Below are 26,611 nucleotides of genomic sequence, written 5' to 3'. Positions count from 1 at the left end.
TCCCCAAACGGTAGCACTTTCTTGAAAGGGGTTGGGAAACGGGGGTATAGTCCGGTCCATCCGTTTCCTATCTCTCTTTCGGGGTTCAGGGGGTCGGGATGCTGGTTCTGACACGGAAGGTTGACGAATCCATCATGATCGGGGACACGATCGAGGTGAAGGTGCTCGGCATCGACGGCGGGGCCGTGAAGCTGGGCATCCAGGCTCCCCGGGAGATCCCCGTCCACCGCAAGGAGATCTACGAGGAGATTCGCAGGGAGAACGTGGCCGCCACCCGCGCGCCCACGCTGGACGTGGACCGCCTCAAGGATCTGCTGCGGAAGAAGGGGTGATCCTCAGCGCACCGTGAGCACCGAGCACGGCGCGGTGCGCCGGACCCGCTCCCCCACGCTCTCGAACGCCACGTGCTGGAGCAGGTGCTGGCTCCGGCTCTCCGGTCGCTCGCCGACCACGATGAGGTCGGCGCCCACCCGTTCGGCATACCCCACGATCTCCCGGGCCGGGTGACCGGTGACCACGTGGGGGACCAGGCGAACCCCTTCCAGATCCTCCCCCCGCAGGAAGTCCTCCATGCGCCGCCGGGCCCGCTGACGGGCCCGGGCGCACAGGCGCTCCATCGCATCCCCGCTCACCCGCACGAAGAACACGGATCTCAGGTTGGGCTGGCAGGCCACGTGGAGCAGGTGGAGCTCGGCCCCCAGGTCCCGGGCCAGGGTCAGGGCCCGCCGGAAGGCCCGCTTGGACCCGGGGGTGAAGTCGGTGGTGGCCACGATCCGTCGGAAGGTGGTGCCGCGCTCGGGCGTGCCCCTTTCGGGGGCGGGTTCCGGTCGGCTCATCGGTGCTCCTCCTCTGGGTCTCGCTCCCGTTGCTCGGCCCGCTTTCGCTCCCACCAGGCCAGCCGTTTGGCGATCTCGCGCTCGAACCCGAACCGGCCGGGCCGGAAGTACCTCCGGCCCGCCAGGGCATCGGGCAGATAGGTCTGGGCCACCACGGCGTCGGGGTGGTCGTGGGGGTAGAGGTAGTCGCGGCCGTGGCCCATCTCTCGGGCCAGCCGGGTGGGGGCGTTGCGCAGGTGCAAGGGCACCGGGAGGTTGCCGTGCTCCCGCACGTCCTTGCGGGCCCGCAGGTAGGCTGCGTAGGAGGCGTTGGACTTGGGAGCCGTGGCCAGGTACACGGTGGCCTGGGCCAGGGGGATCCATCCCTCGGGCATGCCCACGAAGTGCACGGCATCCTTTGCGGCCAGGGCGATCCGGAGGGCCTCGGGGTCGGCGTTGCCCACGTCCTCGCTGGCGAAGATCACGAGCCGGCGGGCGATGAACAAGGGATCCTCCCCGGCCTCGACCATGCGGGCCAGCCAGTACAGGGCGGCGTCCGGGTCCGAGCCCCGAAGGCTCTTGATGAGGGCGCTCACCACGTCGTAGTGCCAGTCGCCCCGGGTGTCGTGGTACAGGGTCGGGCTCTGGAGGATCTGGGCCAGCACCTCCCGGGTCACGGTGGTCCCGCCGTCGGCGGCCCGGGGGGCGGCGACCGCCGCCGCCTCCAGCAGATTGAGGGCCCGGCGGGCATCCCCCTGGGCGGCCCGCAGCAGCAGGCGTTCGGCCTCGTCCTCCAGGGTCACGCCGGGCAGCCCCCGTTGGGGGTCCTCGAGGGCCCGGCGCACGATCGCCCGCACCGCCTCGTCTTCGAGGGGCTCGAGCCGCACCACCAGCATCCTCGACAGCAGGGGCGAGACCACCTGGAACGAGGGGTTCTCGGTGGTGGCCCCCACCAGGGTGATGGTGCCGGCCTCGACGTGAGGCAGCAGGGCGTCCTGCTGGGCCTTGTTGAACCGGTGGATCTCGTCGAGAAAGAGCAGGGTGGCCCCCCCCGCTCCGCGGGCCTGCTGGGCCCGGGCCACCACCTCCCGAACCTGTTTGACCCCGCTCTCCACGGCCGACAGGGTCTCGAGCCGGTATCCGGCCAGCCGCGCCAGCAGATGGGCCAGGGTGGTCTTTCCGCTGCCCGGGGGCCCCCATAGCAGCAGGGACGGCAGCGCCCCCGACTCCACCGCCGTGCGCAGGGGGCGGCCCGGGCCCAGCAGGTGGTCCTGCCCCACCACCTCATCGAGGGTCCGGGGCCGCATCCGCTCGGCCAGGGGGGCACGGTGCTTCGTTTCCCGTGGGTTCATGGTTTGTTAGAATACCGGCTGGAAAGCTAGAAGGCTAGGAAGCCAGAGGGCTGGAAGCCGCCCAGCAGACGCGAAGCGTCCCAACGTCCTAGCCTCCCAACGTTCCAACGTCATAACGTCCTGACGTCCCCACGTTTCCGGAGCCGATCGTTTGCCCCTTCGCGTGTTGTCCGTGTTCCGTAAGCGCAGCTCCCCCGAGGCCGACCGGGCCGCCGAGGACCTGCGGCGGTGGGCCCGGGCCCGGGGGGTCCGGGTGCTGGAAGACGGTCGTTTCGGCCGGGCCCCGGAGCCGGCGGACCTGGTGGTGGTGCTGGGGGGCGACGGGACGCTCCTTGCGGCGGTGCGGGCCCTGGGCGGCCGCGAGATCCCGATCCTGGGTGTGAACATCGGGTTCCTGGGGTTCCTGACCGAGATCCCCGTGGCCGAGCTGTTCTCCACGCTGGAGCGGATCCGGAAGGAGGGCTGGACCGTGGATCCGCGCACCACCCTGGAGGGGGAGGTGGTGCGGCAGGGCCGGGTGGTCCAGCGGTTCCGGGTCCTGAACGACGTGGTGTTCAACAAGGGGGCCCTGGCGCGGATCAGCGATCTCGAGGTCCGCGTGGACGGGGCGTACCTCACCAACTACCGGGGCGACGGGCTGATCGTGGCCACCCCCACCGGATCCACGGCGTACAGCCTCTCGGCCGGGGGACCGATCGTGCAGCCCCAGGTGCCCGCCCTGGTCCTCTCGCCGATCTGTCCCCACACCCTCACCCAACGGCCGATCCTGCTGCCGGACACCTGCCGGGTGGAGGTGCGGCTGGCCTCGAAGAACGGGGAGGTGTTCCTGACCCTGGACGGGCAGGAGGGCATGGAGCTGGACGAGGGGGACCGGGTGACGGTGGTGCGGGGCGAAAGCCGGGTGCTGCTGGTGCGCTCGGCCGAGCGGGACTACTACCGGGTCGTGCGCACCAAGCTCATGTGGGGAGGCTTCCCCGTGCTGGAGGAGGGGCGGTGATCGAGTGGGTGCGGATCCGCGACTTCGCCCTGGTGGACGAGCTGGAGCTGGAGCTTTCCCCCGGCTTCACCGTGCTCACCGGCGAGACCGGGGCCGGCAAGTCGCTGCTGCTCCAGGCCTTGGGGCTCCTGCTGGGCGAGAGGGCCCGCAGGGACTGGGTTCGGGCCGGGGCGGCCCAGGCCCGGGTCGAGGGGGTGTTCTCGCCCGAGGGCCCTGCCCGCGAGGCGGCGGGGTCGATCCTGGAGGAGGCCGGGATTCCGTGGGACCCCGACGAGCCCCTGATCGTGAGCCGCACCCTGACCGGGGACGGCCGCAGCCGGGCACACGTGAACGGGGCGCTGGTCCCCCTCGGGGTGCTGGCCCGGCTGGGCGCCCACCTGGTGGAGGTGTCGAGCCAGCACCAGCACCAGGCCCTGCTCCGGGAGGACGAACACGGCCGGCTCCTGGACGGGGCCCTGGGGCCCGAGGGCCGGACGGCCCTGGGCGCATGTCAGGAGTCGTACCGCGCGTGGCAGGCGGCTCGGGCCGAGGTGGACCGGCTGAAGCGGCTGGAGCGGGAGGGACGCGAGCGGGCCGAGTTCCTTCGGTTCCAGATCGAGGAGATCCGCGCGGCCGGCCTGGAGCCCGGCGAGGACGAGCGGCTGCGGGCCGAGCGAGACCTCCTGGCCCACGCGGAGCGTCTCCGGGAGGCTTACGGCCGGGCGGAGGCCGAGCTGTACGCGGCCGAGACCGCGGCCCTGGCCCGGCTGGGCCGGGCCCAGCGGGAGCTGGAGGGGGCCAGGGCCTGGGACGAGGGGGCCGGCGAGATCTTGGACCTGGTGGCCGAGGCCGCCGCATTGGTGGACGAGGCCGCGTTGCGGGTTCGCCGCCGCCTGGGGGCGGTGGAGGCGGACCCGGCTCGGCTCGAGGCGGTCGAGGCGCGCATGGAAACGATCCGCCGCCTGGAACGCAAGCACGGGGCCGGCGTGGACACGGTGCTGGCGCGGCTGGGGGCCATGGAGGCCGAGCTGGCCGAGATCGAGGCCCTGGAGTGGAACCTGGAGACCGCGCGCCGGGACCTGGAGTCCGCCCGGGGTGCGCTGGAGCGGGCCGTGGCCGCCGTGCGGGCCTTTCGCGAGGGGGCGGCCCGGGCCCTGGAGACCCGGATGGCCGAGGAGCTGGCCGCCCTGGCCATGGGCCGGGCGCGGTTCCGGGTGGAGCTCGAGCCGGTGGAGCCGGGCCCCCGGGGCGGGGACCGGGTGCGGTTCCTTCTGGCCGCGAACCCCGGGGAGCCGGCCCGGCCCCTGGCCCGGGTGGCTTCGGGGGGGGAGCTGTCCCGGCTTCTGCTGGCCCTGAAGAACGCGTTGCGGGACCGGGGGGTGGGCACCCTGGTGTTCGACGAGGTGGACGCCGGCATCGGAGGGGCCACGGCCGACGCCGTGGCCGAACGCCTGGCCCGGCTGGCCGAGCACGGCCAGGTGCTGTGCATCACCCACCTGCCCCAGATCGCGGCCCGGGCCACCGGCCACCTGAGGGTGGAGAAGGAGGTCTCCGTCGGCCGGACCGTGACCCGGGTGCGCCCCCTGGTCGGGCGGGACCGGTTGGAGGAGCTGGCCCGCATGCTCGGCGGGCGCCATGTGACCGAAACCTCCCTGCGCCACGCGCAGGAACTGGTGGAAAGGTTTGCGTCGTGACGATCACCGTGGTCCCGGCCCGCCTCCAGGACGTGGAGGCCATGAAAGCCATCCTCGACGACTACGCCCGGGAAGGGGTGGTCCTGTCGCGGTCCCGGCTGGACCTGTACGAAAACCTCCGGGACTTCGTGGTGGCGTGGCGCGGCGACGAGATCGTGGGTCTGTCGGCCCTGCACATCTGCTGGGTGGACCTGGGGGAGGTTCGTTCCCTGGCCGTGCGCCGGGACCTCCAGGGCCGGGGCATCGGCCGCCGCCTCGTGGAGGCCTGCCTGGAGCAGGCCCGGTGCCTCGGGCTGCGGCGGCTCTTCGCCCTGACCTACCGGCCGGGGTTCTTCGCCAAGATGGGTTTCCACGAGGTGGAGAAGTCCCAGCTCCCCCACAAGGTCTGGAAGGACTGCCTCCACTGCTCGAAGTTCCCCGAGTGCGACGAGGTGGCGGTGATGCGGGAGCTGGGCCCGTGACGCCCGCCGGCCTGTGGGAGGCCCTGACCCGGGCGGCGGCCGGCCGCCCCTGGCAGGCGTCGGTGTGGGAGGAGCGGGGCATCCGGGTCGAGGGCGGCGACGGCGAGACGGCCGTGGAGCGGTGGCGCGAGTCCTACCTGTCGGTGCGGCTGGACCTGGGGGGCGGTAGGGTGGGGTTCGCGGCCGTGCCCCTCGGCCCGGGTTCCCGGTGGGACGCCGGCGAGCTGGTGGCGTGGGCTCGCCAGGCCGCCGAGGCGCAGGACCCGGTTCCGGCCGCGGACCTGGAAGGCGCCCTGGGGCCGTCGCCGTCGGGGGACCTGGGGATCCGGGACTCCCGGGTGGAGGCGATCACCGCCGCCGACCTGGCCGGCGTCGTCCAGACCCTGGAGCGCACCGCCCGGGCCCGGGACCGTCGGGTGGTCTCCGTGCGGAAGCCTTCGGCAGAGGCGGTGGTGATCCGCCGGATGCTCCGCAACCACCGGGCCGAGGAGGTGGCCTGGGTCGAGACCTCGGCCTCCGCCTCCCTGGAGGTGTCCGCAGCCGAGGGGGGCACGGCCCAGACGGGGTGGGCGTCGGCCGAGGTGCGGCAGTGGGCCGAAATTGCACCGGAGCGTCTCGCGGCCGACGCGGCGGACCGGGCGGTGGAGCTGCTGGGGGCCCGGCCGGCCCCCACGGGCCGGTTCCCCCTGATCCTCGACGCTCGGGTCGCGGCGGACCTCCTGGGCGTTCTCGCCCCGTCGTTTCTCGGAGAGACCGTGGAGAAGGGGCTGGGCTTGTTCCGGGAGCGAGGCGAGGTGGTGGCGGCCCGAGGGGTCACCATCCGGGACGAGGGGCTCCGGCCTGGGGGGATCGAGACCCGGCCGGTGGACGAGGAGGGGGTGCCCCGGCAGAACACGGCGGTGGTCGAGCAAGGGGTGTTGAAGGGGTTCCTCTACGATCGGCCCAGCGGTCGGCGGGCCGGGCGGGATTCCACGGGCAACGCGGCCGGGGGGGCGGCGGTCCCCCCCCGGCCCGACGTGACCAATCTGATCTGGGCCCCGGGCGATGGAGGCGGCGCCGCGGATCTCATGGCCCTGGCGGGCCGGGGGCTGTGGGTGCGCGAGGTGCTGGGGCTGCACACGGCGGATCCGGTCACCGGCGAGTTTTCCGTGGGGTGCTCGGGGGTCTGGTTCGAGGAGGGGACGCCGGCCCATCCCGTGACCGGCGCGGCCCTGTCGGGGACCGTGGGGGAGCTGCTGCTGCGGGTGGCCGTGGTGGGCACGGACCTGGAGGCGCACGGCGGCTTCGGGGCCCCGCCGGTCCTCGTGGAGGGGCTCGATCTGGCGGGGTGAGGCGGCGGGGGCTGCCGTCGCCTCACGGAGCGGGGGGGGCGTCGGTCAGTCCCGTTGCGAACCGGTCCCGCACGGTCCGTGCCCGGGTGAGGAAGGCCTGGGCCCGGGCCCACAGGTCCTGCCTCCGGGTCAGCCTCCGGACGCCGTCCGCGATGTGGGCCGCATGGTCGGCCAAGCTCTCGGCCAGGGTGGCCACCGCCGCCGGCGCCCAGGGGAGGAGGATCCCGAGGCCGGCCAGGATCAGTTCCTCGCTGGGGCACTCCTCGATGCGCAGGGTGATCTCCAGGGCCCCGTCCCGGTCCATCTCGGGCCGGGCCCCGAGGCCCATCTCGATCCCGGCCACGCAGGTCTCCACCTGGGCGAGCTGGTCCTCGAGCCGGTCGAGCACGGGCGCGGGCGCGTCGCAGGCTTCCACCAGGGACTCGAAGAACCGAAGGAGGTTGGCGTGGTTGCCCTCGGCCAGGGCCAGGTCGAGCCAGAACCGAAGGGCCGCGGGGTCCGCCCGGAGCCGCCGGGCCAGCTCCAGATAGATCTGGGCCACCCGGGTCTCGTAGCCCACGGCCCGGGTCAGGTCCCACTGGATCCGGTCGCCGATCCGAGGGCTCGGCAGCTCCACCTCCCGAAGCCAGCACCGGACCAGCCCCTCCATGGCCGACAGGAGGTCCCCGGCGGCGGGCGTCTTCGACAGAAACGCGTTGGCCCCCAGGGCGTACGCCTCGGTCACGGTCTCGGGGCTGGCCGAGCCCGACAGCACGACCACGGGAACGGCGCGCAGGCTCGGGTCCTCCTTGATCTGGCGGACCAGTTCGAGCCCCGAGCCGTCTGGGAGCCCGAGATCGGTCACCACCAGTTTGGGCAGGGCTCCGCCTTCGCGGATCCTGGCCAGGGCGCGCCGGGCCTCGGCCAGGCTGCCGGCCGGTACGATGCGCCCCCCGAAACCGATCTTCCGAAACACCGCCTCGGCCAGCCGGACGAGACCGGGCTCGTCCTCCACGTACAGGATCGTGTCGCTCATTCGCACACCCCCTCGCGTCTCGGTGCCCCCGCGCCCGCGTCACGGACGCGGGCGAACGCGTGACCCTACGCTACCACAGCCCCTGGGGAAGGCAAGCGTGCCCGCCGTGGACATCCTCATGCCGTTCCGGAACGCCGGGCCGTGGATCGCCCAGGCCTGGGAGAGCCTGCGGCGTCAGCGGTTCCCCGACTGGCGCCTGATCGCGGTGGACGACCACAGCCGCGACGCCTCGGCCGAGGTTCTGGTCCGGGCGGCCGAGGGCGACCGGAGGTTGACCCTGGTCCCCGGGCCCGGCCGGGGGGTCGCGGCCGCCCTGAACCGGGCCCTGGAGGAGGTGTCGGCGCCGGTGGTGGCCCGCATGGACGCCGACGACCTGTGCCACCCCGACCGGTTGGAGGCGTTGATGGACGCCCTCGGCCGGAACCCCTCCTGGCAAGCGGTGGGGAGCCGGGTGCGGCTGTTCCCGGTCGTCCGGGTGTCGGAGCGCATGGCCTCGTACCTGCGGTGGCAGAACCGTCTGGTCCTTCCCCAGCAGATCGCGCGGGAGCGGTACGTGGAGTGCACCGTGACCCATGCCACCCTGGCGGTCCGCACGGAGGCCCTGGTGGCGGGTGGCGGGTGGTGGGAGGGAGACGGCCCCGAAGACCTGGACCTCCTGCTGCGGTGGCACCGCCTCGGATACCGGGTGGGCAAGGTGCCCCGGGTGCTGTACCTGTGGCGGGAGCACCCGGGTCGCGAGACCCGTCGGTCGGCGCGGATGGGGGCCGGGGCGTTCCGGGCCGTGAAGGCCCGTCACCTGGCCGCCGAGCTGGCCTCCCGTGGCATCGGGCACGCCACGGTGTTCGGCCGGGGGCAGACTCTGGCCGCCTGGACCCGGGCCCTGGGATCCCGGGGCCTGGGGGTCCGGGGGGTCGAGTGGAAACCGGGCCACGCAGAGGTGCGGTGGGAGGGGGTGGCGCTGTTTTGCTTCGGGGCTGCCGCGGTGCGCGACCGGGTGCGACGGTGTGTGCCGGCCGGCGTGCAGGAAGGGCAGGACTACCTGTTCGTGGCCTGATCCTCTGGATCGGGGCCGGCCTTGGGGCAGGAGCGGCAGGCCTGGCACCGGACCTCGGGGCACCACTGGCAGCAGTAGCACTCGGGGCAGGGGTGCTTCTTGGGGCCCCCGCCGGCCGGCACGTACAGCCGGCCGGGAAGGGTTCCGGCGGGGCGAAACGAGGACTCGTCGGTCATGGCGTACCGGGGGACAAACTTTGGCGTTGACACGGGTGGGCGGATGCCTATAATCATCAACCTTCCCAGCGGCGCGGGCGTAACTCAGCTGGTAGAGTATCAGCTTCCCAAGCTGAGAGTCGCGGGTTCGAATCCCGTCGCCCGCTCCACGACGATAAAAGGCGCCGCCCCTCGGGAGCGGCGCCTTTTCTTCTGTGGGTGCGGGGGGCGCAGGGCCCTCAGCCCTTGCCGAGGGCCTTACGGATGACGGCCTCGATCTTCTCCGGCTCCTCCCGACCCACGTGGGTCCACAGCACCTTGCCCCCCTTGCCCACCAGCACCAGGCTCGGGGTGCCGGCGACGCCGTAGGCGTCGGCCGTCTTGTAGTTCACCCCCTCGATCTCCTCCCACAGCACGCGGAACGAGAAGCCGTTGGAGTCCACGTACCGGCGGACCGCCTTGGCGAGCTTGGGGCCGTCGAGGTTGATGGCCAACATCTCGAAGCCCTGATCCTGGTACTTTTTCAGGATCTGGTCCAGCAGGGGGATCTCTTCGCGGCACGGGCCGCAGAAGAACGACCAGAAGGTGAGGAGCACCGCCTTCCGGCCTCGGAACTGCTCCAGGCTCACCGTGTTGCCGTCCAGATCCTTCAGCGTGAACGGCAACGCCTCGGACCCCACCGCCAGCAGGCCGTTGGAGTCCACCTTCTTCCCTTTCAGGGCCGTGGCCTCAGCGGCGGCCGCAGGGGTCAGGGGAGCGACCGTGGCGGCCAGCACGGCCGCGATCACCAGAGAAATCAAGGAACGCTTCATCGCGCGTGACTCCTTGCCGAGGGGGTTGGGGGATCACTGCCCTGCGCCCAGGGCCTCCTTCACCTTCTGTTCGATCTCTTCCTCGTCGCCGGGCGAGTACCCCACGTGGTAGAAGATCACCTTGCCGTCCTTGCCGATCACCACGGTGGTGGGCAGCACGCTCACGCCGTACTTGGCCGCGACCTCCCGGCGTTTGTCGATCACGATCGGATAGGTCACCTTGAACTCGAGCCCCTTCACGAACTTCTTGACCCGTCGGGTTCCGAAGCTGTCCAGGTCCACCCCCACGGCCACCAGCCCCTGATCCCTGTACCGGTTGTAGATGTCCACCAGGTGCGGCATCTCCTGGATGCACGAGACGCAGTAGATGGACCAGAAGTCGAGAAGGATCGCGTTGGTGCCGATATAGGGGGCGAGGTCGAAGTCTCCGCCCTGCAGAAGGGGGGCGTTGAACGTGGGGGCGTCCGAGCCGGGTTGGGGTTTCTTGCCCGCACCGAACAGGGCCAGGGCGGGTTGGGCGAAACAGAGCAGCGCGACGAGGATCGTGCAGAGAAACCGCAAGGTGCTCCTCCGTGGAAGAAAAGGGTTGTGCCCCTCGCCACGCGGGTGAAGGGGCCGACCGAAACTCCACCCCCGCCAGCAAGCACCGTGCCGCGGGGGTCGGCTTAGCTTGGCGAAGCGGGAAACCAAAGTCAAATGGGCGGACTTTGACCGGATGTTCCCTTGATCGGCCGGTGCGGTTCGGGGCTTTACCCCCGAGGCGGCACGAGGGTTGCTGCAGCCTCTGCCGGGGGGGAGGATTCTGGAACGAACGACCCTCCTCGGTGCCGGACTGCGCGGTTTCACGCTGACGAGGGTGTTTCGACGCACACGAGGTCCATGGACTCGCACGGGTATTTCGACACGGATTCGGAGCTGGCGGTCCGGGCCCTGAACGGGGACCGGGACGCCTTTGGCTCCCTGATCGAGAAGTACCAGGGGCCCATCTACCGGTTCGCCCTGCACTTCTTCCAGGACCCCTCCCGGGCCGAGGACGTGACCCAGGACACGTTCCTGCGGGCCTACCGCTTCCTCCACACCTACGACCCGTCCCGGCGGTTCGCCACCTGGCTGTTCACCATCGCACGAAACCAGTGTATCGACCGGCACCGGGACAAAGTACGTAGGGACGAGGTCGACAGCGACAGCGTGAGCCCCCTTGCCCTGCTCGCACACCGGCCCCAGACCGACCCGTTGGACCAGCTGCTCCGGCGGGAGGACTGGAGCCGGCTGATGAGAACCCTTCGGGACCTGCCCGAGAAATACAAGACCCCCCTCGTCCTGTGTTACCTGGAGGGGTTGCCCTACCAGGAGATCGCCGACATCGTGGGGATCTCGCTCAACAACGTGAAGATCCGGATCTTTCGGGCGAAGAAGATGATCTTGAGGCGGCTGGGGCTGCTCGACGGGGAAGGACCATGAAACGGTGGATGGCCGTGGGGTTGCTCGTGCTCCTGGGATGGCCGGCGGGGTGGACCCCGGCGGGGGAGCCGGCCGTGGGGCGGCTGGGACCGGGGCGTCTCACCGGCACGTTGGAGGAGGTGCGTCTCCAGGCCCGGGCTGCAGGGCTCTCGCAGGACCGGATCCGGCAGGCGGAGCAGGCGTGTGAGGACGCTGGGTTCTCGTCGTCCGAGACGGCAAGGGTTCTGCTGCTGCTGGCCCGGGCGCGGGTGGCCGGGCTCCCCGACCGGGACCTGTTGTCCAAGCTCCGGGAGGGGGTGGCGAAACGGGCGGGGGCCGACGCCATCCTCCGGGCGCTGGACCGCCGCACCCTGACCCTGCGGCGGGCGGCCGACCTGGTGGACCGTCTCACCTTGGAAGGGTTTCCCCCTGCCGACCGGCTCACCGCGGTGGAGATGGTGGCCGATGCCCTGTGGGCGGGGGCGGAGACCTCTCGCATCCTCCGGTCCGTCAGGGAAGACCGGCCCCTCGGGGGAGGCCTGCCCGACGTGCGGATCGCCTTCCGCCGCTCGAAGCGCCCCCGGTGAGGGGATGGCGTAACCCCCTGCCGCGGCTCCGGTAGAGACTACGCATTTCCTCCATGCAGGAAAACGCGTGGGAGCTCCGCTGGGCCACGGGGCGGCGGGTTTGGAAGAAGCAACTTGCACCGATCCCCGCACCGTTTCGGCGGCGGGGCATGGGGCCTGCTTCCGGCCGACTAGAGACTGGAAACTAGAGACTAGAAAGCTCGGGAATCCTGGAGGTTTTCAAGCGTCCTAGCCTCCTAGCGGAAGTTACATGGAAGCCCCCTTCGGCCGCTGCGTGACCCTACAACGGAGAAGGGTAACGTGCGTTGGTCCGGGGCCATTGCCGGCGGCGGGCATGGGGCCTGCTTCCGGCCGCGCGCGAAGCCGGGCATTGAGATTCGCCGCGCAGGCACGGGGCACCGGCGGTGGCTTCATAAGGAGAGCGGCCGACACGAGCGATTTCACGGGGCAAGCGGTGGAGGCGCTGCGCGGCGAGCCAAGGGGCCGCACGCGGCTCTCCAGCAGACCCCATGCCTCCCGAGACCGTGAGGTGGCGCCAAAGAGGCGGGGCCATACTTGGAACACTCTGGAATCAAGTAGGTTTTCATGCGTCCTAGCGTCCTAGCCTCCCAGCATCCTAGCAGAAGTTACATGGAAGCCGCCTAGCGGGCCTAAGGCCCGAAGAGGAACGGGGGAGATATGGGGTGTGATCGGTTCGAAACGTTGTGGTTCCGGGTGATCGAGGGGACGGCCGCTCCCTCGGAGCGGGAAGAGGCAGAGATGCATCGGGCTGCGTGCGCCCGGTGCGCTCGGCTGGCGGACGGGTTGGAACGCCTTGAGCACGCGCTGGAGGCCCTGGGCGAGGAGCGGCCGGAGCCGCCGCCGTACCTGGCCGCCCGGGTCAAGGCCCGGCTCCGGGAGCTTCCCCGCCCCGGCCGGTGGAGGCGGTGGTGGGGGCGATTTCCGGCGCTTCGGCCGGCCACCACCCTGGCCGCGTTGGTGCTGGCGTTCTTCGTGGGGCTCCTGGCCCGCGAGGTCCACCGCCTGAACGCCGTGCTCGGCGAGCGGGGACAGGTGGTGGTCATTGAGTTCGCGGACCCCGACGCGCGAGAGGTTCGTCTGGTGGGGGACTTCAACGACTGGGGCCGGACCCCCGGCCCGGTGGACGCCGTGCGGCAGGGGGACCGGTGGGTGTTCCGGCTGCGCCTCGAGCCCGGCCGCTACCAGTACTCGTTCGTGGTGGACGGGACCAAGTGGTTGCCCGATCCCAACGCGCCCGGTATCATCCCCGACGGCTTCGGGGGGCGGAATTCGGTGCTGTACGTGGGGGCGGAGCGGGCCGGCATCCGGTTGTAGCTGGGGAGGCGTCGGACGGCGGGGTGATTCACGGTCACCCGGCGGGGTTTTGTGCGCCCGAAACGGGGTGGGGCCGGCTCCAGCTTGCATGGTGGAGGATGGGTGAGCATGGGAACAGGCCAGCGGCAGCCGCGACCTCTCCGGATGGGGCTTTGGGCCCCCCTCGTTCTCGCCGGGCTCTTCGCCGCCCCCGCGCCCGCCGCCATGGTCGGAAGCCCCCATGACTTCGTGGACAACGGATTCACGGGCGGCGGGGTGTGCGCCGAGTGCCACGTGCCCCACGGAGCGCAGGATCAGCGGCTGTGGGCGCGCGTGGGAAACACGGGGTACACGACGTATCCCGCGCGGCTGTGCATGGACTGCCACGACGGCACCCTGCCCACCGGGGGCGGTTGGGACTCGGTGACCGGGGTGGTGCCTCCTCCCTATCCTCACACCACCGACACCAAGTACGACAACTGCAGCACCTGCCACGATCACAAGAAGTCGTTCGTCATCCCCAACGACGACTGCCTGGTGTGCCACACCACCTCGGCCAACGGCGGGCTGTTCGACGACACCACCGAGGCGAGCTTCGAGGTCGACCGGTTCTTCAACGGCATCGGGGCCGTGAACGACTCCACCATCCTGAGTCAGCACAACATCCGTTACCAGGTGGACGGCGACTTCAACACGCCGGAGGACGCCAGCCTGAACGAGTGCAAGAAGTGCCACGGCAACGGGACCAAGCACCCCAGTGACGCCGCCTTTCTCGTGTATCCAGACGACCGCACGGCCACCGGGAAGGTGGCGGGGGATCCGGTGGCCCGCTCCGGCGATTACTCGGCGTATCAGGATTTCTGCCTGTCGTGCCACGACGGGGTGGACGAGGGTGCGGCCAACGCCTCGTTCCAGCAGTTCAACGGGCCGGTGCCCGCGGGCCAGGTCGGCCCTTCGGACCGGTCCGATCCGTCCACCCAGCAGACAGCGGCGCCCTGGGTCGTGCCTGCCGTGCCGCCGAAGGACGTCAACGCGGGGGCCCCCTACACGAACGCACCGCCCTTTTTCGACTACTACGAGACCAACGGTCACGGCTACGCCACGAGCATCGAGGGCAACCAGATGGACGTCACCTGCTTGGCCGGCGGCGCGGGGCAAGGATGCCACAACCCCCACGGAACCAAGAACCGGTTCTTGATCGACGGGCTGTTCGGGGCGGGGGTCGACACCGCCACCGAGTTCGCGATGAGCGTCTGTTTCGGGTGCCACATGGAGGCGGATCTGGGGGACCCGAACAACTCCATTCTGGCGAAGAATTTCTTCCACGGCAGCTGGACGGGGAGCACCGAGCCGCTCCACGCGAACGCGGGCGTGGGCATAAGCCAGTGGAGGGAGTACACCTCGGGGTTCATGGACATCGCAAACCCGTTCAGCGACCCCAACGGCGCGGGCACCCCGCCGGACGCGTACGCGGAGTCGGGGATCCTCCCGTTCTACAACGGGACGAGCGGTGCGATCGAGCAGCGGGTGTACGGGCCGACCCTGGGCTCCAGCTGGGTCATGTGCCTCACCTGCCACGATCCCCACGGGACGGCGACCACGCACTGGGACTACAAGGGGGGAGTCGCACCGAATCCCCCGTCGGCCACGGAAAACACCCAGGCCATGCTCCGGAAGTTCCCCACGAGCTGGGATTATCTGGATCCGCTGTGCAGCGAGTGCCACAGCCACTGAGCGGGCGGGAGAGATCGGGATGGAGAAGAGAACGGCGAGGGTCCTGTGGTGCTGGGTGGTGGTCCTTCTGGCGGGCATGACGATCGGGGTGGCGACGGCCCCGGCCGCGGAGCGGTATGCGCAAGGGGAGGCGTTCCCCTCCCTGAATCTGCCGGACGTGGAAGGGGGGCGCACCGTGGACGTGAAGGACTACCTGTCGGGGAGCGTGGGCGCCGTGGTGTTCATGCAGACCTCCTGCGCCGCGTGCCGCAAGGAGCTGCTGGCCCTGAAGGAGCTCCGGGAGAGATATCCCGGCATCCGGGTGGTGGCCATCAGCGTGGACTCGGGCAGTCCCGCCCGGGTAAAGCGCTACAGGGAGCACTTCGGGTTCCAGTTCCCGTTTCTCCACGATCCGGAGTTCAAGACGCCGGGGTTGTTCGGCTTCTCGTTCACGCCCGCGTTGGTGCTGGTGGACGGGGCCGGGACCATCGCGCTGTTGAAGGGGGGCTACCGGCCGGGGGACGAGAAGGTTCTCGAAACGAGGATTCGGGAGCTGCTGGCGAAGCAGTGAACGGGCGGTGAGACGGCCACGTTCCGGCGGCGCAGGCGGGATGGGGCGCGCCTCCGGTGGGGGAGTGGGCGAGCGGGGCTCTTGGGACGGAGCGGTTTTTCCAGAGTGAGGTGAACCATGGGGCGACGCGGCACGTGGGTGTGGGGCGCGGGGGGGCTGCTGCTTTTGCTGGCCGCTGTCACGGCCTTTGGTTCGGAGCCGGCGGTGCCTCCGGAACGGGCCCTGTACCGCGACGTGCGCGGCCGGGTGGTCGACGGGGAAACCGGGGAGCCGGCGCCCGGCGTTTCGGTGAGCCTGTTGTACGAGGTGACCACCACGGACTGTGACGGCAGGTTCGTGTTCGAGAAGGTTCCCCTCACGCACACGGCCCAGGTGAGCCTGCGGGTGCGCAGCAAGTCGGGGCTGATCATCGGGTGCGTGACCGTGGACGTGCCCGTGCGGTTCTACCCGGTTGCGGCCTCCGACGGCGAAAAGTTCGACATCGTGATCGCGGACCCCCGGGAGGACGAGGAGCTCGAGCTCCGCCTCGAGCCCCTCCCGTCCTCCGAGGTGGATCGGTACTGCACCGCGTGCCACGACACCAACCCCTGCCTCGAAACGGCTACCTATGAGGACGTGGTCAAGACCGGTAAGGATCTGCGGGGGATCGTGGTGCCGGAGGATCAGGTGGAAGAATACAAGGAAAAGCTCATGATGCTCGGTCTGAGAAAACAGACCTACAGCAAGATCCGGTATCAAGACACGCATCCAGACGGAATGAACATGGAGGTCATCCCGAAGCTGGACCTGGCGGAGTATAAGGGAGCCTACCAAAAGCCGGAAGGACTTGATCTTCTGGATGACAAATATGTGACGTGCGATACCTGCCACACGCGCCACATGCCGACGGACCAGAAGCAGTATGTCGTGATGTCGTACGAGGAAGATAGCGAGCTGTGCCTGAAGTGCCATCTGTAGAGCTGGGAACGGAACGTCGAGGCTCTCTCGAGGACGGGACCGGCATGCGGCGGCCCGCGTTTCCGTGGGGAGGGGGCGCGGAAGGCGGCGGAGCCCGGGGAAACGAAGTGGCCATGCGAATTCGCCTGAGGATTGCGGTTGTGGGAGTTGCGGTCGGGCTCCTGGGGTGTGCAGGGGGGCTTCGGCCGTCGTTGCAACAGGAGCCTTCCGCCCAACCAAAGCCTGCCGCGGCGGCGCCGAAGGAGGTCCGGGAGGCCCCCGAGAAGCCTCGGCTGGAACCGCCTCCCCCCCCGGCGGGGAGAACGCGGGCCGACCTGTGGGAGGAGGCTCTGAGGAGGGCCCGCCGGCTGGAGCCCGTTGTGCAGGAGGACATCGCGCGGGTCCTGCCCCCGCCCATACCCGAGGAGGTTCGGCAGCCGAAGCCCCGGAAGGAGCCGGCGCCTCCCCCGGCGGCAGAGGCGGCCGGGGGCGCGCGGGCTGAGCCCGAGGCCGCTGGGGAGCCCGAGGAGGAGAGGGCGGCGGCGGTTCCGGATGTGCGGGTCGTGCAGCGGTACACCACGGAAAACGGGCTCCCTTCGAACCGGATCACCGCGCTCTACGTGGACGACACGGACGCCTGGGTGGGCACGGCGGACGCCGGCGTGGCCCGGCTCAATTTCGAGGAGGGCAACTGGATCATCACCAAGGTGGAGGACGGCCTCGCCTCGAACCGGGTCACCGACATCATCAAGTACCGGGGGCTCGTGTTCGTGGGCACCCAGGAGGGCATCAGCATCTGGGACGGGGTGTCCTGGAGGACCGAGGACAAGGTGGGCAAGGTCAAGCTGGTGAACACGGTGTTTCGTATCCACGAAGGTCTCCTCTGGGTGGCGGCGCGCACCATGCACGGCGGGCTTCTCACGTTCGACGGGGAGAGATGGAAGGACAAGAGCACGATCAAGCCGGGAACCGTGCTCAACAACGTGTCCGACTTTGCGTTTTCGGACGGCACCTTGTGGATCGGCACCACCAACCGGGGGGTCTACCGGTTCGACGGCAAGGGGTGGAAGAGTTTCACGGTGGCCGACGGCATCGCGAGCAACTTCGTGTACACCCTGGCGGTACGAGGGGGCACCTGCTACCTGGGCGGATGTTGCGGGGTGAGCGTGTATGAGAACGGCTCGTGGAAGATCTACGACATCGCCGAGGGCCTGCCCCACTCCACGGTGAACGCGATCGCGGTGGACGGGGGGTTGGTCTGGTTCGGATCCAAGAAGGGGCTGGCCCTCTTCGACGGGTTCGAGTTCACGAACTTCTACTCGGAAGACGGACTGACCGACGACCGGATCACCAGCCTGTTCGTCAAGGGCAAAGAGGTGTGGGTGGGGACGGCCAACGGGTTGAATCGGCTCGAGAAGAGCTACTGAGCGAGGGAGTGGCGTAGACCATGAACCGGATCCTCCGGATCTTCCCCGTTGGGCGCGGGGCCGTGGTGGCTTGGGGAGTGCTGGCGACGCTCGTGGGCTACGCGGGAACCGCACGGGCCGACCACTCCCTCGGCCGACCCTGCCTGTCGTGCCACGCCCTGCGCTCCACCAAGGTGGTTCCCGGCTCCCGGAACATCCTGAGCGACAATGTCCAGGATGCCCTGTACCAGACGGACTTCTACTGTGGCGGCCAGTGGAACGGGGGAGAGCCCCTGGACTGCTCCTACTGCCACAGCTCCACGGGCGACATCGCCAACGAGATCGCTGCCGCGGCCGGCGGGGTGAACGGGAGCGCCCACCCGGTGGACGTGGGGGGGGACAGCGCCAGTTACCCGATCTCCACCCGGATCCTGTGTAACGACTGCCACAACGGCGACACGGACAACGCCACGAATCCCGGACCGGACCTGACCCCGGCCACGGAGTGCACCAAGTCCCCGACCGACGGCTACCCCAACCACCACAGCATCGTGATCGGCGCGGTGGACCCGGGCGCGAACAATCTGGCGGACAACCCCCCGCGGCTCACGGCTCCGTACGGCCCCAACGGCGGCGCCACCTCGAGCGGGGGCGGGGTGGACTGGACCAAGGCCACGCTGACGTCCAGCGATCTTCTGTGCTTCGTGTGCCACGACGGGAGCCCCAGCCCGCCGTATTCCACCGGGATCACGGCGACGGACGTGGCCACCGCCTACAACCAGCCGGGGGGCGGCCACAACCTCGCCGCCCGGGGCAACCTGACCGGGAAGCTGCCGTGCTACGACTGCCACGATCCCCATGCGGCGGCCGGCGCCGGCGCGAACAACAAGGCGTTGATCATCAACGGGGCGGACACGCCGGCCAACCCCTACGGCACGAGCAATTTCTCGACCACGGGTTACGACGGGACGAACGATCGGGTGGTCTGCTACGGCTGCCACAACGGCTCCTACACGGTGGAAGGGGTGACCCCGCCCGATCCCGCGACCACCGCGCCGGTGTTTCCGTTCCACGCGGACGTCCACGCCAACGTGGGCAACACCAGCCAGAACTGCCTCCAGAAAAACGGCGGCTGCCACCAAGGCCCCCACAACACCAACTTCTTCCGATGCCTCGACTGCCACTCCACCGGCCGGGACCCGAACTCGGCCGCGAGCCTGGCGAACGTGGACCACGTGGACAGCGAGTTCGGCCACATCGGGGCGGTGCTGGGCAACGACCTCCTGAGCTTCCACACCATCAACTACGACGTCACCCAGGACATGACGGTTCCTGACAACAACGGGTGCCTCAAGTGCCACGACACCCGGGGCGGGCCCACGAACGCGATGTTGAAGGACGATGACGGCAACTTCTACACCGGTTCGCGGGGGACCACGTTCTCCACCAGAGAAAGCCTGAAGTACTACGATCAGTTCTGCCTGTCGTGCCACGACGGGGCAGGCACCGACGTGGAGTTCACGATCAACTTCTCTTTCGACCTCACCGATCCCACCTACGGAACGGTCACCTTCCCGTCGGGCACCCGGCTTCCCCCCAAGATCAACAACCCCCTGGGGAGCACCTGGAACCGGGGCTACTTCTTCGAGGCCGGCCACGGCCGGGGCAACGGGCTGATCACGGGGAGCTTCCCCTGGTCGGGCAACCCGGAGCCCCGGGTTCCGTGTCTGGAGTGCCACCTCTACCACGGCTCCACCGCCTACAAGCTCCTCCCCGGCGACCGGCAGACCGCGGACGGCGTGGGCCACGTGGTGAAGGGGGCCACGTACCCCCGGGAGACCGTCGGCATCAAGTTCACGATCGGCGGCGTGGCGGACTCCACCGAGATCGATTACACCGACTACACGGATCCGGCCCAGAACCCCAGGCTGGGCAACATCACCCCCATCCGGAACTACTTCCGGTCGTGGTACATGTCGGACTACCTGAACACCACCCCCTGGTCCACCTACTACAAGACCGGAACGATCCAAACCCCCGACGGGGTGACGACCCATTTCGGGACCTCGGGCGAGATGCACGACAACACGGACGTGTCGACCGAGCTCTGGTGCAATCAAGATGCCCAGAACACGACCACCAAGATCGGGTTCTGCAACGCCTGCCACTTTTACGACCAGAGCACCGACGGAACCCAGGACACCTACGGCTGGGTGTACACCCACGAGGGCAGCGTCGGGCTCACGGACTGCGCGGGCAACGACCTGAAGTCCCAGATGAACTTCTTCAAGGACTGCGTGGAGTGCCACGATCCCCACGGCTCGGGGCAGGGCGACCCGGACGACGGACAGCACAACATCTACATGATCCGGAAGAAGATCAAGCACGCCCCCACCGACTCCGAGGCGGACGTGAAGAACACGAGCTGGTGGAGCGCGGTCGTGTTCCAGAACACCACGGGCACCGACAGCTTCGACGAGCCCGACACGGACAACACCGACGACCTGTGCACGGTGTGCCACCAGAACCCCACGGAGAACAGCGCCGACAACGTGTCCCACAACTACCGGAGCCAGAGTCTGTCCACCGACCACCAGGTGGGGAACAACTGCACCCAGTGCCATCGGCACGGGGGCAAGAAGGGGCAGGGCACCACGAACCAGGGCCTGATCGGGTTCCCCCAGGCCGCCTGCAACGGCTGCCACGGGTTCCCCCCGGCCCCGGCCGCCCGGGCGCTGGAAGGGGGGGATCCGAACCTGGTGGCCGAGAACTACACCGGCGGGGGCGGGGCCCATATCGAGCACGTGAGGTTCCTCCTGGGCAAGTTCCCCGCGTCGGATAACGCCAAGGAGCTGTGCGGCCCCTGCCACGGGGACGATGCCGGCTCCGGCAACAACCACGCCCAGTCGGGTGAACTGGGCGGGACGTGGAGCATTCTGAGCCGGGCCTTCGTGGACCTGAAGCCGCGGACCCTGAGCTCCTGGGACGGGATGACAGGAGATCCGGCCACGGGCGCCTACGGCGGGAACCCCCTGCCCACCACGCCGCCGGGGGACGCGGTGGATCCGGCGGACAGCACCTGCACCGGGGTGGACTGCCACGGCAATCCGTCCAGCGCAGAGGGGCTCCACTGGAACCTGGCTTCCGCCGGGGACGGCACGGGGGACTCCGACGGGTTGGGCCGGAGCCAGGCCTGCGCGGGGTGCCACGACGGGCTCGACAGCCAGGCCGAGATCCGGCTGTATGACCGGAACGACACGGCCGTGTACACCTCCAAACTCGCCCCGGACGCGGCCCGGGTGTATTACGCCACACCCTCGGGGTACTCGCGGGGCGGTCACGGCGATGCCGCGATCCAGACCGAGGACCCGTTCATCGACTCGGCCCCCGGCGTGACCACGCCCATCGACTGCACCGCCTGCCACGACAACACGCTCCCCCATTTTCCGGCGGCCTCGGCAACGCTTCAACGCCTGCGGACCCAGACGCTCCAGGCCGCCGACGATGTGAGTGGCCTGTGCACCCGCTGCCACACCGCCTACAACGACACGGCTCCCAACGGAAACCCCCTTCACCACCCCTCAGGGATCTCGTTCACCCGGGCCTACAACGAGCCCACCGGGGTGAACTACGACGTGCCCGCAGGCGGCGAGGGGGACGTGGACGAGTTCGTCATGTACTGGTCCGACACCACTTACACCGCCGTCGGAAACCCGACCCAGGTGGACCTGCCCCGATTGGACGACATCTTCCCGGGCCAGGCCGTGGAGCTGGCCTGCACCACCTGCCACCAGCCCCACGGGACCGATCTGGCCGTGGACGTGGGGTCGGGAGGCGGCGGAACGTACACCGAGATCCCCGACAACAACATGCTGCGGCTGCGGGACACGGACAACACCCTGTGCACCGCGTGTCATTAGGGACGGTGACGGGTGACAAGTGACGGGTGACGGCTGACGAGGGGCGGGCCGAAGGCTCAAAGTTACAGGGAGTGCGGATGAGACGGATTTGGATTCTCGTGGTCGGCGCGGCGCTGGCGGCTGGGGTCGCCGGGGCGGCCGAGCACCCCGGGAGCGGGGCGGACTGCAAGGCCTGCCACACGGCTGGCCAGGGGCCGGCCGAGGCACCCAAGGTGGTGCCGGAGCCCCCTGGGTTCTGGGCCCGCCTGTTCGGTGCGAAGCCGGTCCAGGGCCATCCCAGCGTTTCGTGTGCCGGCACGCTGGGCGAGGACGGCCGTCCCACGGGATGCCACCGTCCGGAGACCGGCGGTGAGGCGTTCCTGGTGGCCGGCGGGGCAGGCCGGCCGGTGGACGAACTCTGCGGGATCTGCCATGGCGACCAGCGCCGCCCCGGGGCGCACCATCCCACCTACAAGAAGGACACCGACGACGACGGGGTCCCCGACCGCATCGTGAGGCCCGCCGACGGCCAGGAGGTGTACACCCGATACGCTCCTCCGCAGGAGGGGCGGGCCGACGTCCTGGAGTTCCGGAACCTTCCCGACGGGGGGCGGGAGCTCGTGGCCCGCCTCCCCCTGGAGACGGTGGTGGAGACGGTGGACGGGCAGACGGTCGAGGAGCCCCACGTGGTCACCTGCACCACCTGCCACAACCCCCACTACGGGTACCTGGCCGGTGTGGGATCCGAGGAGCAGGTCGATACGGATCTGGTGGCCCGCGAGTCGGGCGACGCACTCCTCCGGCTACGCGACTACGACAACACCCTGTGTGAAGCCTGTCACTGACGGGCGAAGGACCCGCCGTTGCCCCGGGCTTTTCGTTTCCCCCTCCTCCGGCGTTGGATAGGGGTCCTCGTCGCCGGGGCGGTCGCTGTCGGCTCGGTGGCTGGGGACAGCGGGGCCGCAACCGACCGATGGGAGCCGTACCCCCCCGGGGTCGGTGGACCTTGGGGGGGATCGGCGCGCCGCTTGGTAGGCGGGTCCGACGGGGTTCTGTGGGTCGCCACGGCCGGCGGGGTCTATCGGCGGGGTTCGGAGGGGGAGGCGTGGATCCCCGCCGGCCTGGCCGGTATCGAAGTGAACGATCTGGCCGTGTGCCGTGGGGCCCCTGCAACGGTTTGGGCCGCCAGTTCCTCGGGGCTTTTTGTGTCTGCCGATGGGGGAGACACATGGTCACTGGTGGAGTCCGAGTCGTTCGTGGTGGAGGGCCGGCGCGTCGAGGCGTTCGCCGCCGTGGCGGTGGACGATGGTGACTGCAACCGGCTCCTCGTGGCCGGGCCATGGTCCACCTCTCAGGACCGGGTGTTCTCCACGGCGGACGGGGGCACCACTTGGAGCGACCGGGGCGCTCAAGCTCCGGTGACGAGGCTCGTTCCTTTGGGGGGGGGTGGTTTTGCGTTAGGCACCCAGGCCGGCGAGATCGTTCGCGTCTCGGTCCCCGGACCGGGGGCAACGCTGCTGTACCGCCACCCGGAAGGGGTCGGCGTGGCCGACATGGTCCTTGCCGGGGCCGGACTGATCGCCACTTTCGGGGGAGACGGTCTGAGGGTGGTCGATCCCGACGGGGCAGAACCCACCCGCGAGATGACGAATTTTGCCCTCGGTCAAGACCCTGGGTTCGCGGAGGCTGTGGCGGCCGACCCGGACGTGCCGGGCCGGATCCTGTATTTCGTCAGCGACGTGACCCCCACGCTGTACGAGTTGGACGCCTCCGGCCCGGTAGCGGCCCCGTCCCCGTTGGAGTTGCCGGAGCCGGGCTTGGAGGTGGTTTCGCTTCTGGTGGACGCGGGGGGCGAGTGGCTTGGCACGAACGAGGCAGGCGTGTTCTGGCGCCCCGCCGGTTCGGCCGAGTTCGTCCACGCGAGCGTGGGGCTGCGGGCCTTTGACGTGGCGGACTTCGCCTTCGATCCCACGGGGAGCGGTGCCTTGCTCGCCGGAGGAGCCGCAGAGCGGGGGTCCGGCAACGGTACCGTGGCCCGATGGGACCCTGCGGTGGGGCAGTGGGTACGATGGTCGGGCAACGGCCTTCCCGCCGGGTCGGGTAGAGGGGTGGCCTACCGCGGGGGGGAGGCCTGGGCGCTCATCGACGCCTTGGGCTTGTACCGGTGGGCCCCGGGGGCCGGTTCCTGGGAGGACCGCTCGGCCGGATTTGCGGCGACCAGTGACCGGCGGTCGATAGGGTCGTTCTTGTTCCATCCGGCGGAACCCGACCGGCTCCTGGCAGGGGCGAGCCCCAGCCTTTTCCTGGGAACCGCGGGGGGGCTCGAATGGGCTCGGGTGGAGGGACTCCCGGAGACTAGCCAGCAGCCGTGGGCGGTCACAGCAGTTCCGGTTCAAGAGGGAATCCGGCTATTGGCCGGCGGCGGCAACGGCCTATCTGGGTGGATCTACGCGTCCGATGACGGGGGGGAAAGCTGGGTCCTGCTGAAGGATGCAATCCCGCCCGTTCTGTGCCTGGCCGCCTCGCAGCGCGGGACCGGCCGGGTGCTGGCCGGAACGGCAGAGGGGCTGTGGTCCTCTGACGACGGAGGTGAGTCCTGGCTTCGGGTGGATGACGTGCCCGAGGGGTTCCCGGTGAGTGCCGTGGCGGTGTCGGACTCGGACGAGGAGGGCTTGGCCGCGTTCGTTCAGGACAAGGGCGTGTTCGTGAGCACGGACCGAGGGGCGAGTTGGGCCGGTGTCCCGGACGAGGGGTGCCTGAGCGATGACGGGTCGATGCCCTCGGTCCGCCGGCTTCGGTTTGAGCCGGGCGGGGTCCGGCTCGTGGCGGCGCTCCGACACCGGGGACTATGGTTCGTGGATCTGCTCCCCCCATCGGAAGTGCCGGTAGGGCGCATCTCGGTGGTTTCGGTCGAATCCTCTGGGGAGGTGGTTCTCGGGCTGGAGACCGTCGGGCGAGTGGAGGCGGTGCTCCTGAGTTCCGACATGGTGAACTGGAGAGAGGAGGCCGTCGCTGGGGAGCTGGCCTACTCGGTCTCGGGTGGTGGGGTGCGGCCGGTGTACGTGCGATTGCGTGGGCCGTCGGGGCGCGAGTCCGCCACGTATCAGGTGGTCGTTCAGGTCCCAGCCGTGCCTCCCCCCGGAGGCGGTGAGCCGCCCGGGGATGGCACGGAACCCCCGCCCGGGGGGGGAGGGGCGGGCGCTTCGTCGCCCGGCGGTGGCGGCGGTGGAGGTGGAGGGTGCTTCCTGCGCGCACTGGGAGGGGAGTGGTGAGGTGGGCCTCGGTGTGGGGCCGGCGGATCGCCCGGGTCGCTGTGGCGGTCGGGCTGGCGTGCGTGGTTGCGCCGGCCGCGTCCGCTGTCGGCCCCTTCGGCGGATCCGTGACCACCCTGTTCCTGGACGAATCCGCCCGGGCTCCCGACTGGGCCGGCACCGAGCGGGGGTTGTTTCGCTTCGAGGGGGGGCGATGGCAGCGCGTCGCGTTCTGGGCCGCCCGGCACGTCACGGCCCTCGCCCGGGCGGGCGGCGCGGTGCTGGCGGCCGAGCACCGAAACGGCCTCTGGCGCAGCGTTGACGACGGCGCCACCTGGGAGCGGGTGCAGGAGGGGCTCCAGACCCCCATGGCCACCCGGGTGCGGGAGGTGCTCTGCCTCGCGCAAGACCCTGCCGACGGCCGGAGGGTGTACCTGGGCTCGGCAGGGCAGGGGCTCTTCGAGAGCCGGGACGGGGGGCGCACCTGGACGCGCCTGGACGAGGGCCTCGAGGCCCAATCCCCCCCCGCGTTTCACGTTACGGCGATCCTGCCGTCCGAAGGGGCCCGGCCCCTGCTCATGGGCACCGACGGTGCCGGCCTGTTCTCTTGGACCGCCGAGGGGTGGCAGGCGGTGGGCGGGATGCCGCCGGGGCTTCGGGTCCGGCGGATCGCCGCCGAGCCCGGAAGGCCGGAGCATCTCCTTCTGGCCACCCGCGGGTTCGGCCTGTGGGAGAGCCGGGACGCTGGGGCCACCTGGAGGCGGGTTCGCAAGGGATTCTTCGGCATGGTTGGGGCCGTGGCCGTTGCCCCGGGGGGGCGGTGGCTCGCTTTTTTCGCGGGGGAAGGGCTCGTGGCGTCGGGCAAGCCTCGGCCTCGGGTCCTGGGCGTCTGGAAGACCGCCGAGGTTCGGGTGCTCCTGCCCGTGGGGGATGGGTGGCTCGCGGGGTTGGCCCACGACGGGGTCTGGCGCCTAGGCCCGGACGGTGCCCCTCAACGGGCGGAGAACGAAGGGCTGGATGCCACCCGCGTGCTTTCGCTGTTGCGGGAACCGGACGGGAGCCTCTGGTGCGGCGACACCAACGGCGTGTTCCGCTCCGAGGACGGGGGAAGAACCTGGGTTGCCCGGGAACGGGGGCTACCGGGGGCCTCGGTGAACGTTCTCCTCCGGGCCGGATCCTTCCTCTATGCCGGCACGGGGGGGCGGGGCGTGTTCCGATGGCTGCCGGGGGAGGGCCGTTGGGAGGACGTCTCCCAGGGCTTGGGTACGGCCAACACGATCTTTTCTCTGACCTGGGACGGCGAAGCCCTGTACGCCGGAACCGAGGGGGGGATCGTCCGGCGGCAGGCCGAAGGGCCCTGGCGGCACGTGTCCCAGGGGCTTCCGGCGGCCGGCCGGTGGGTGGTGGCGGCCGATCCGGCCCGGCCGGGTCGGGTCTGGGCGGCCGGCGGCGGCGCCGTGTACCGCTCGGAGGACGGGGGGACGGGGTGGGCACGGGTGGCCGAAGGCGATGCGATGGCGCTGCACGTGCGGTCCGCCGGGGCCGGGGTGTGGGGCCTGGAACCCAGGTCCGTACGGGTCTTCGACGTCGCGGAGGCGGGACCGACGGTGCCCTTGGAACGGGGGGAGCAGTTCACCTCCTGGGCGTGGGGGGACGATAGGATCTGGCTGGGGACGAACCGGGGGCTGTGGCTCTGGGATCCGGCCGGCGCTCGCAGGATCTGGCAGGGGGGACGGGTGACTTCGGTTTGGCCGGAGGACGGGAAGATCTTCCTGGGAACGGACGGTCTGGGCGTGCAAACGGCGGCCACCGGCGGGCCGTAACCCTCA

23 protein-coding genes and 1 tRNA gene are annotated in these 26,611 nt (G+C 70.2%); 18 read left to right on the top strand and 6 right to left on the bottom strand.

Annotation, left to right across the window (positions count from 1 at the left end; all coding sequences use genetic code 11):
• Window positions 1-98 precede the first annotated feature (98 nt).
• A complete protein-coding gene (csrA, locus tag DEFCA_RS0110170) occupies window positions 99-332 on the top strand; it encodes a carbon storage regulator CsrA (RefSeq protein WP_025322915.1) in 234 nt (77 codons plus the stop codon).
• 3 nt (window positions 333-335) lie between these two features.
• Here csrA and DEFCA_RS0110165 read toward each other — a convergent pair whose 3' ends face one another.
• Both DEFCA_RS0110165 and DEFCA_RS0110160 read right to left on the bottom strand, forming a co-directional pair.
• Window positions 336-836, bottom strand: a complete 501-nt coding sequence (locus DEFCA_RS0110165; RefSeq protein ID WP_025322914.1) for a universal stress protein — start codon at window positions 834-836, stop codon at window positions 336-338.
• Entirely contained in the window at window positions 833-2,167 is a 1,335-nt protein-coding gene (locus tag DEFCA_RS0110160) for a replication-associated recombination protein A (protein ID WP_029733886.1), read from the bottom strand. The genes DEFCA_RS0110165 and DEFCA_RS0110160 overlap by 4 nt, the downstream gene beginning before the upstream one ends.
• A 151-nt stretch (window positions 2,168-2,318) precedes the next feature.
• Here DEFCA_RS0110160 and DEFCA_RS24165 point away from each other — a divergent pair, with 151 nt between their 5' ends.
• Genes DEFCA_RS24165 through DEFCA_RS24160 form a run of 4 tightly spaced genes read left to right on the top strand, consistent with a single transcriptional unit; the run spans window position 2,319 to window position 6,629 of the window.
• Window positions 2,319-3,164: an NAD(+)/NADH kinase gene (locus DEFCA_RS24165; protein WP_025322912.1), complete on the top strand. Its 846-nt coding sequence runs from the start codon at window positions 2,319-2,321 to the stop codon at window positions 3,162-3,164.
• The gene (gene recN, locus DEFCA_RS0110150; protein ID WP_025322911.1) at window positions 3,161-4,837 is read left to right on the top strand and encodes a DNA repair protein RecN; all 1,677 of its coding nucleotides are present in this window, start codon (window positions 3,161-3,163) and stop codon (window positions 4,835-4,837) included. The genes DEFCA_RS24165 and recN overlap by 4 nt, the downstream gene beginning before the upstream one ends.
• The gene (locus DEFCA_RS0110145) at window positions 4,834-5,298 is read left to right on the top strand and encodes an N-acetyltransferase (protein ID WP_281173759.1); all 465 of its coding nucleotides are present in this window, start codon (window positions 4,834-4,836) and stop codon (window positions 5,296-5,298) included. The genes recN and DEFCA_RS0110145 overlap by 4 nt, the downstream gene beginning before the upstream one ends.
• Window positions 5,295-6,629, top strand: coding sequence for a TldD/PmbA family protein (locus tag DEFCA_RS24160; protein WP_025322909.1), 1,335 nt, complete (start codon window positions 5,295-5,297; stop codon window positions 6,627-6,629). The genes DEFCA_RS0110145 and DEFCA_RS24160 overlap by 4 nt, the downstream gene beginning before the upstream one ends.
• A 22-nt stretch (window positions 6,630-6,651) precedes the next feature.
• On the opposite strand, the gene DEFCA_RS24155 is transcribed toward DEFCA_RS24160, so the two are convergent.
• Window positions 6,652-7,644 (bottom strand): response regulator, encoded by a 993-nt coding sequence (locus DEFCA_RS24155; protein WP_025322908.1) that lies wholly within the window; start codon window positions 7,642-7,644, stop codon window positions 6,652-6,654.
• 97 nt (window positions 7,645-7,741) lie between these two features.
• On the opposite strand from DEFCA_RS24155, the gene DEFCA_RS19435 reads away from it, so the two are divergent.
• On the top strand, window positions 7,742-8,698 hold the full coding sequence (locus DEFCA_RS19435) for a glycosyltransferase family 2 protein (RefSeq protein ID WP_025322907.1): 957 nt from the start codon (window positions 7,742-7,744) through the stop codon (window positions 8,696-8,698).
• On the opposite strand, the gene DEFCA_RS21500 is transcribed toward DEFCA_RS19435, so the two are convergent.
• Window positions 8,680-8,874: a hypothetical protein gene (locus tag DEFCA_RS21500; protein WP_025322906.1), complete on the bottom strand. Its 195-nt coding sequence runs from the start codon at window positions 8,872-8,874 to the stop codon at window positions 8,680-8,682. The two genes, DEFCA_RS19435 and DEFCA_RS21500, sit on opposite strands and share 19 nt — an antisense overlap.
• Before the next feature lie 73 nt (window positions 8,875-8,947).
• On the opposite strand from DEFCA_RS21500, the gene DEFCA_RS0110120 reads away from it, so the two are divergent.
• Window positions 8,948-9,023, top strand: a tRNA-Gly gene (locus DEFCA_RS0110120).
• A gap of 69 nt (window positions 9,024-9,092) precedes the next feature.
• Here DEFCA_RS0110120 and DEFCA_RS0110115 read toward each other — a convergent pair.
• A complete protein-coding gene (locus tag DEFCA_RS0110115) occupies window positions 9,093-9,665 on the bottom strand; it encodes a TlpA family protein disulfide reductase (RefSeq protein ID WP_025322905.1) in 573 nt (190 codons plus the stop codon).
• A gap of 33 nt (window positions 9,666-9,698) precedes the next feature.
• Window positions 9,699-10,226, bottom strand: coding sequence for a TlpA family protein disulfide reductase (locus DEFCA_RS0110110; protein WP_025322904.1), 528 nt, complete (start codon window positions 10,224-10,226; stop codon window positions 9,699-9,701).
• Between the two features lie 318 nt (window positions 10,227-10,544).
• Between DEFCA_RS0110110 and DEFCA_RS0110105 the strand changes: the two genes are divergently transcribed.
• From DEFCA_RS0110105 to DEFCA_RS0110055, 11 genes are all read left to right on the top strand, one after another.
• Complete coding sequence (locus DEFCA_RS0110105) at window positions 10,545-11,126, top strand: RNA polymerase sigma factor (RefSeq protein ID WP_025322903.1); 582 nt, start codon at window positions 10,545-10,547, stop codon at window positions 11,124-11,126.
• Window positions 11,123-11,692 carry a hypothetical protein gene (locus DEFCA_RS0110100; RefSeq protein WP_025322902.1) on the top strand — a complete coding sequence of 190 codons (570 nt, stop codon included), beginning with the start codon at window positions 11,123-11,125 and terminating at the stop codon, window positions 11,690-11,692. Before DEFCA_RS0110105 ends, DEFCA_RS0110100 begins: the two co-directional genes overlap by 4 nt.
• Window positions 11,693-12,451: 759 nt before the next feature.
• The gene (locus DEFCA_RS20645; protein WP_169709538.1) at window positions 12,452-13,027 is read left to right on the top strand and encodes an isoamylase early set domain-containing protein; all 576 of its coding nucleotides are present in this window, start codon (window positions 12,452-12,454) and stop codon (window positions 13,025-13,027) included.
• A 228-nt stretch (window positions 13,028-13,255) separates the two neighbouring features.
• A complete protein-coding gene (locus DEFCA_RS0110090; protein ID WP_169709537.1) occupies window positions 13,256-14,740 on the top strand; it encodes a cytochrome c3 family protein in 1,485 nt (494 codons plus the stop codon).
• A 19-nt stretch (window positions 14,741-14,759) separates the two neighbouring features.
• Window positions 14,760-15,290: a TlpA family protein disulfide reductase gene (locus DEFCA_RS0110085; RefSeq protein WP_025322899.1), complete on the top strand. Its 531-nt coding sequence runs from the start codon at window positions 14,760-14,762 to the stop codon at window positions 15,288-15,290.
• 117 nt (window positions 15,291-15,407) lie between these two features.
• Window positions 15,408-16,247, top strand: coding sequence for a peptidase associated/transthyretin-like domain-containing protein (locus DEFCA_RS0110080; protein ID WP_025322898.1), 840 nt, complete (start codon window positions 15,408-15,410; stop codon window positions 16,245-16,247).
• A gap of 359 nt (window positions 16,248-16,606) precedes the next feature.
• Window positions 16,607-17,653 (top strand): ligand-binding sensor domain-containing protein, encoded by a 1,047-nt coding sequence (locus DEFCA_RS0110075; protein WP_025322897.1) that lies wholly within the window; start codon window positions 16,607-16,609, stop codon window positions 17,651-17,653.
• Between the two features lie 20 nt (window positions 17,654-17,673).
• Window positions 17,674-21,552: a hypothetical protein gene (locus DEFCA_RS0110070; protein WP_025322896.1), complete on the top strand. Its 3,879-nt coding sequence runs from the start codon at window positions 17,674-17,676 to the stop codon at window positions 21,550-21,552.
• A 77-nt stretch (window positions 21,553-21,629) separates the two neighbouring features.
• Window positions 21,630-22,376, top strand: coding sequence for a hypothetical protein (locus DEFCA_RS0110065; protein ID WP_025322895.1), 747 nt, complete (start codon window positions 21,630-21,632; stop codon window positions 22,374-22,376).
• A 393-nt stretch (window positions 22,377-22,769) separates the two neighbouring features.
• Window positions 22,770-24,803, top strand: a complete 2,034-nt coding sequence (locus DEFCA_RS0110060) for a WD40/YVTN/BNR-like repeat-containing protein (RefSeq protein ID WP_025322894.1) — start codon at window positions 22,770-22,772, stop codon at window positions 24,801-24,803.
• A complete protein-coding gene (locus tag DEFCA_RS0110055; protein ID WP_169709536.1) occupies window positions 24,800-26,605 on the top strand; it encodes a ligand-binding sensor domain-containing protein in 1,806 nt (601 codons plus the stop codon). The genes DEFCA_RS0110060 and DEFCA_RS0110055 overlap by 4 nt, the downstream gene beginning before the upstream one ends.
• The last annotated feature ends 6 nt before the right edge of the window (window positions 26,606-26,611 follow it).

It is taken from the genome of Deferrisoma camini S3R1 (genome assembly GCF_000526155.1).
Classification (GTDB): Bacteria; Desulfobacterota; Deferrisomatia; order Deferrisomatales; family Deferrisomataceae; genus Deferrisoma; species Deferrisoma camini.
Note: the sequence above shows the minus strand (reverse complement) of the source record. Positions and strands in the feature narration are given on the sequence as shown.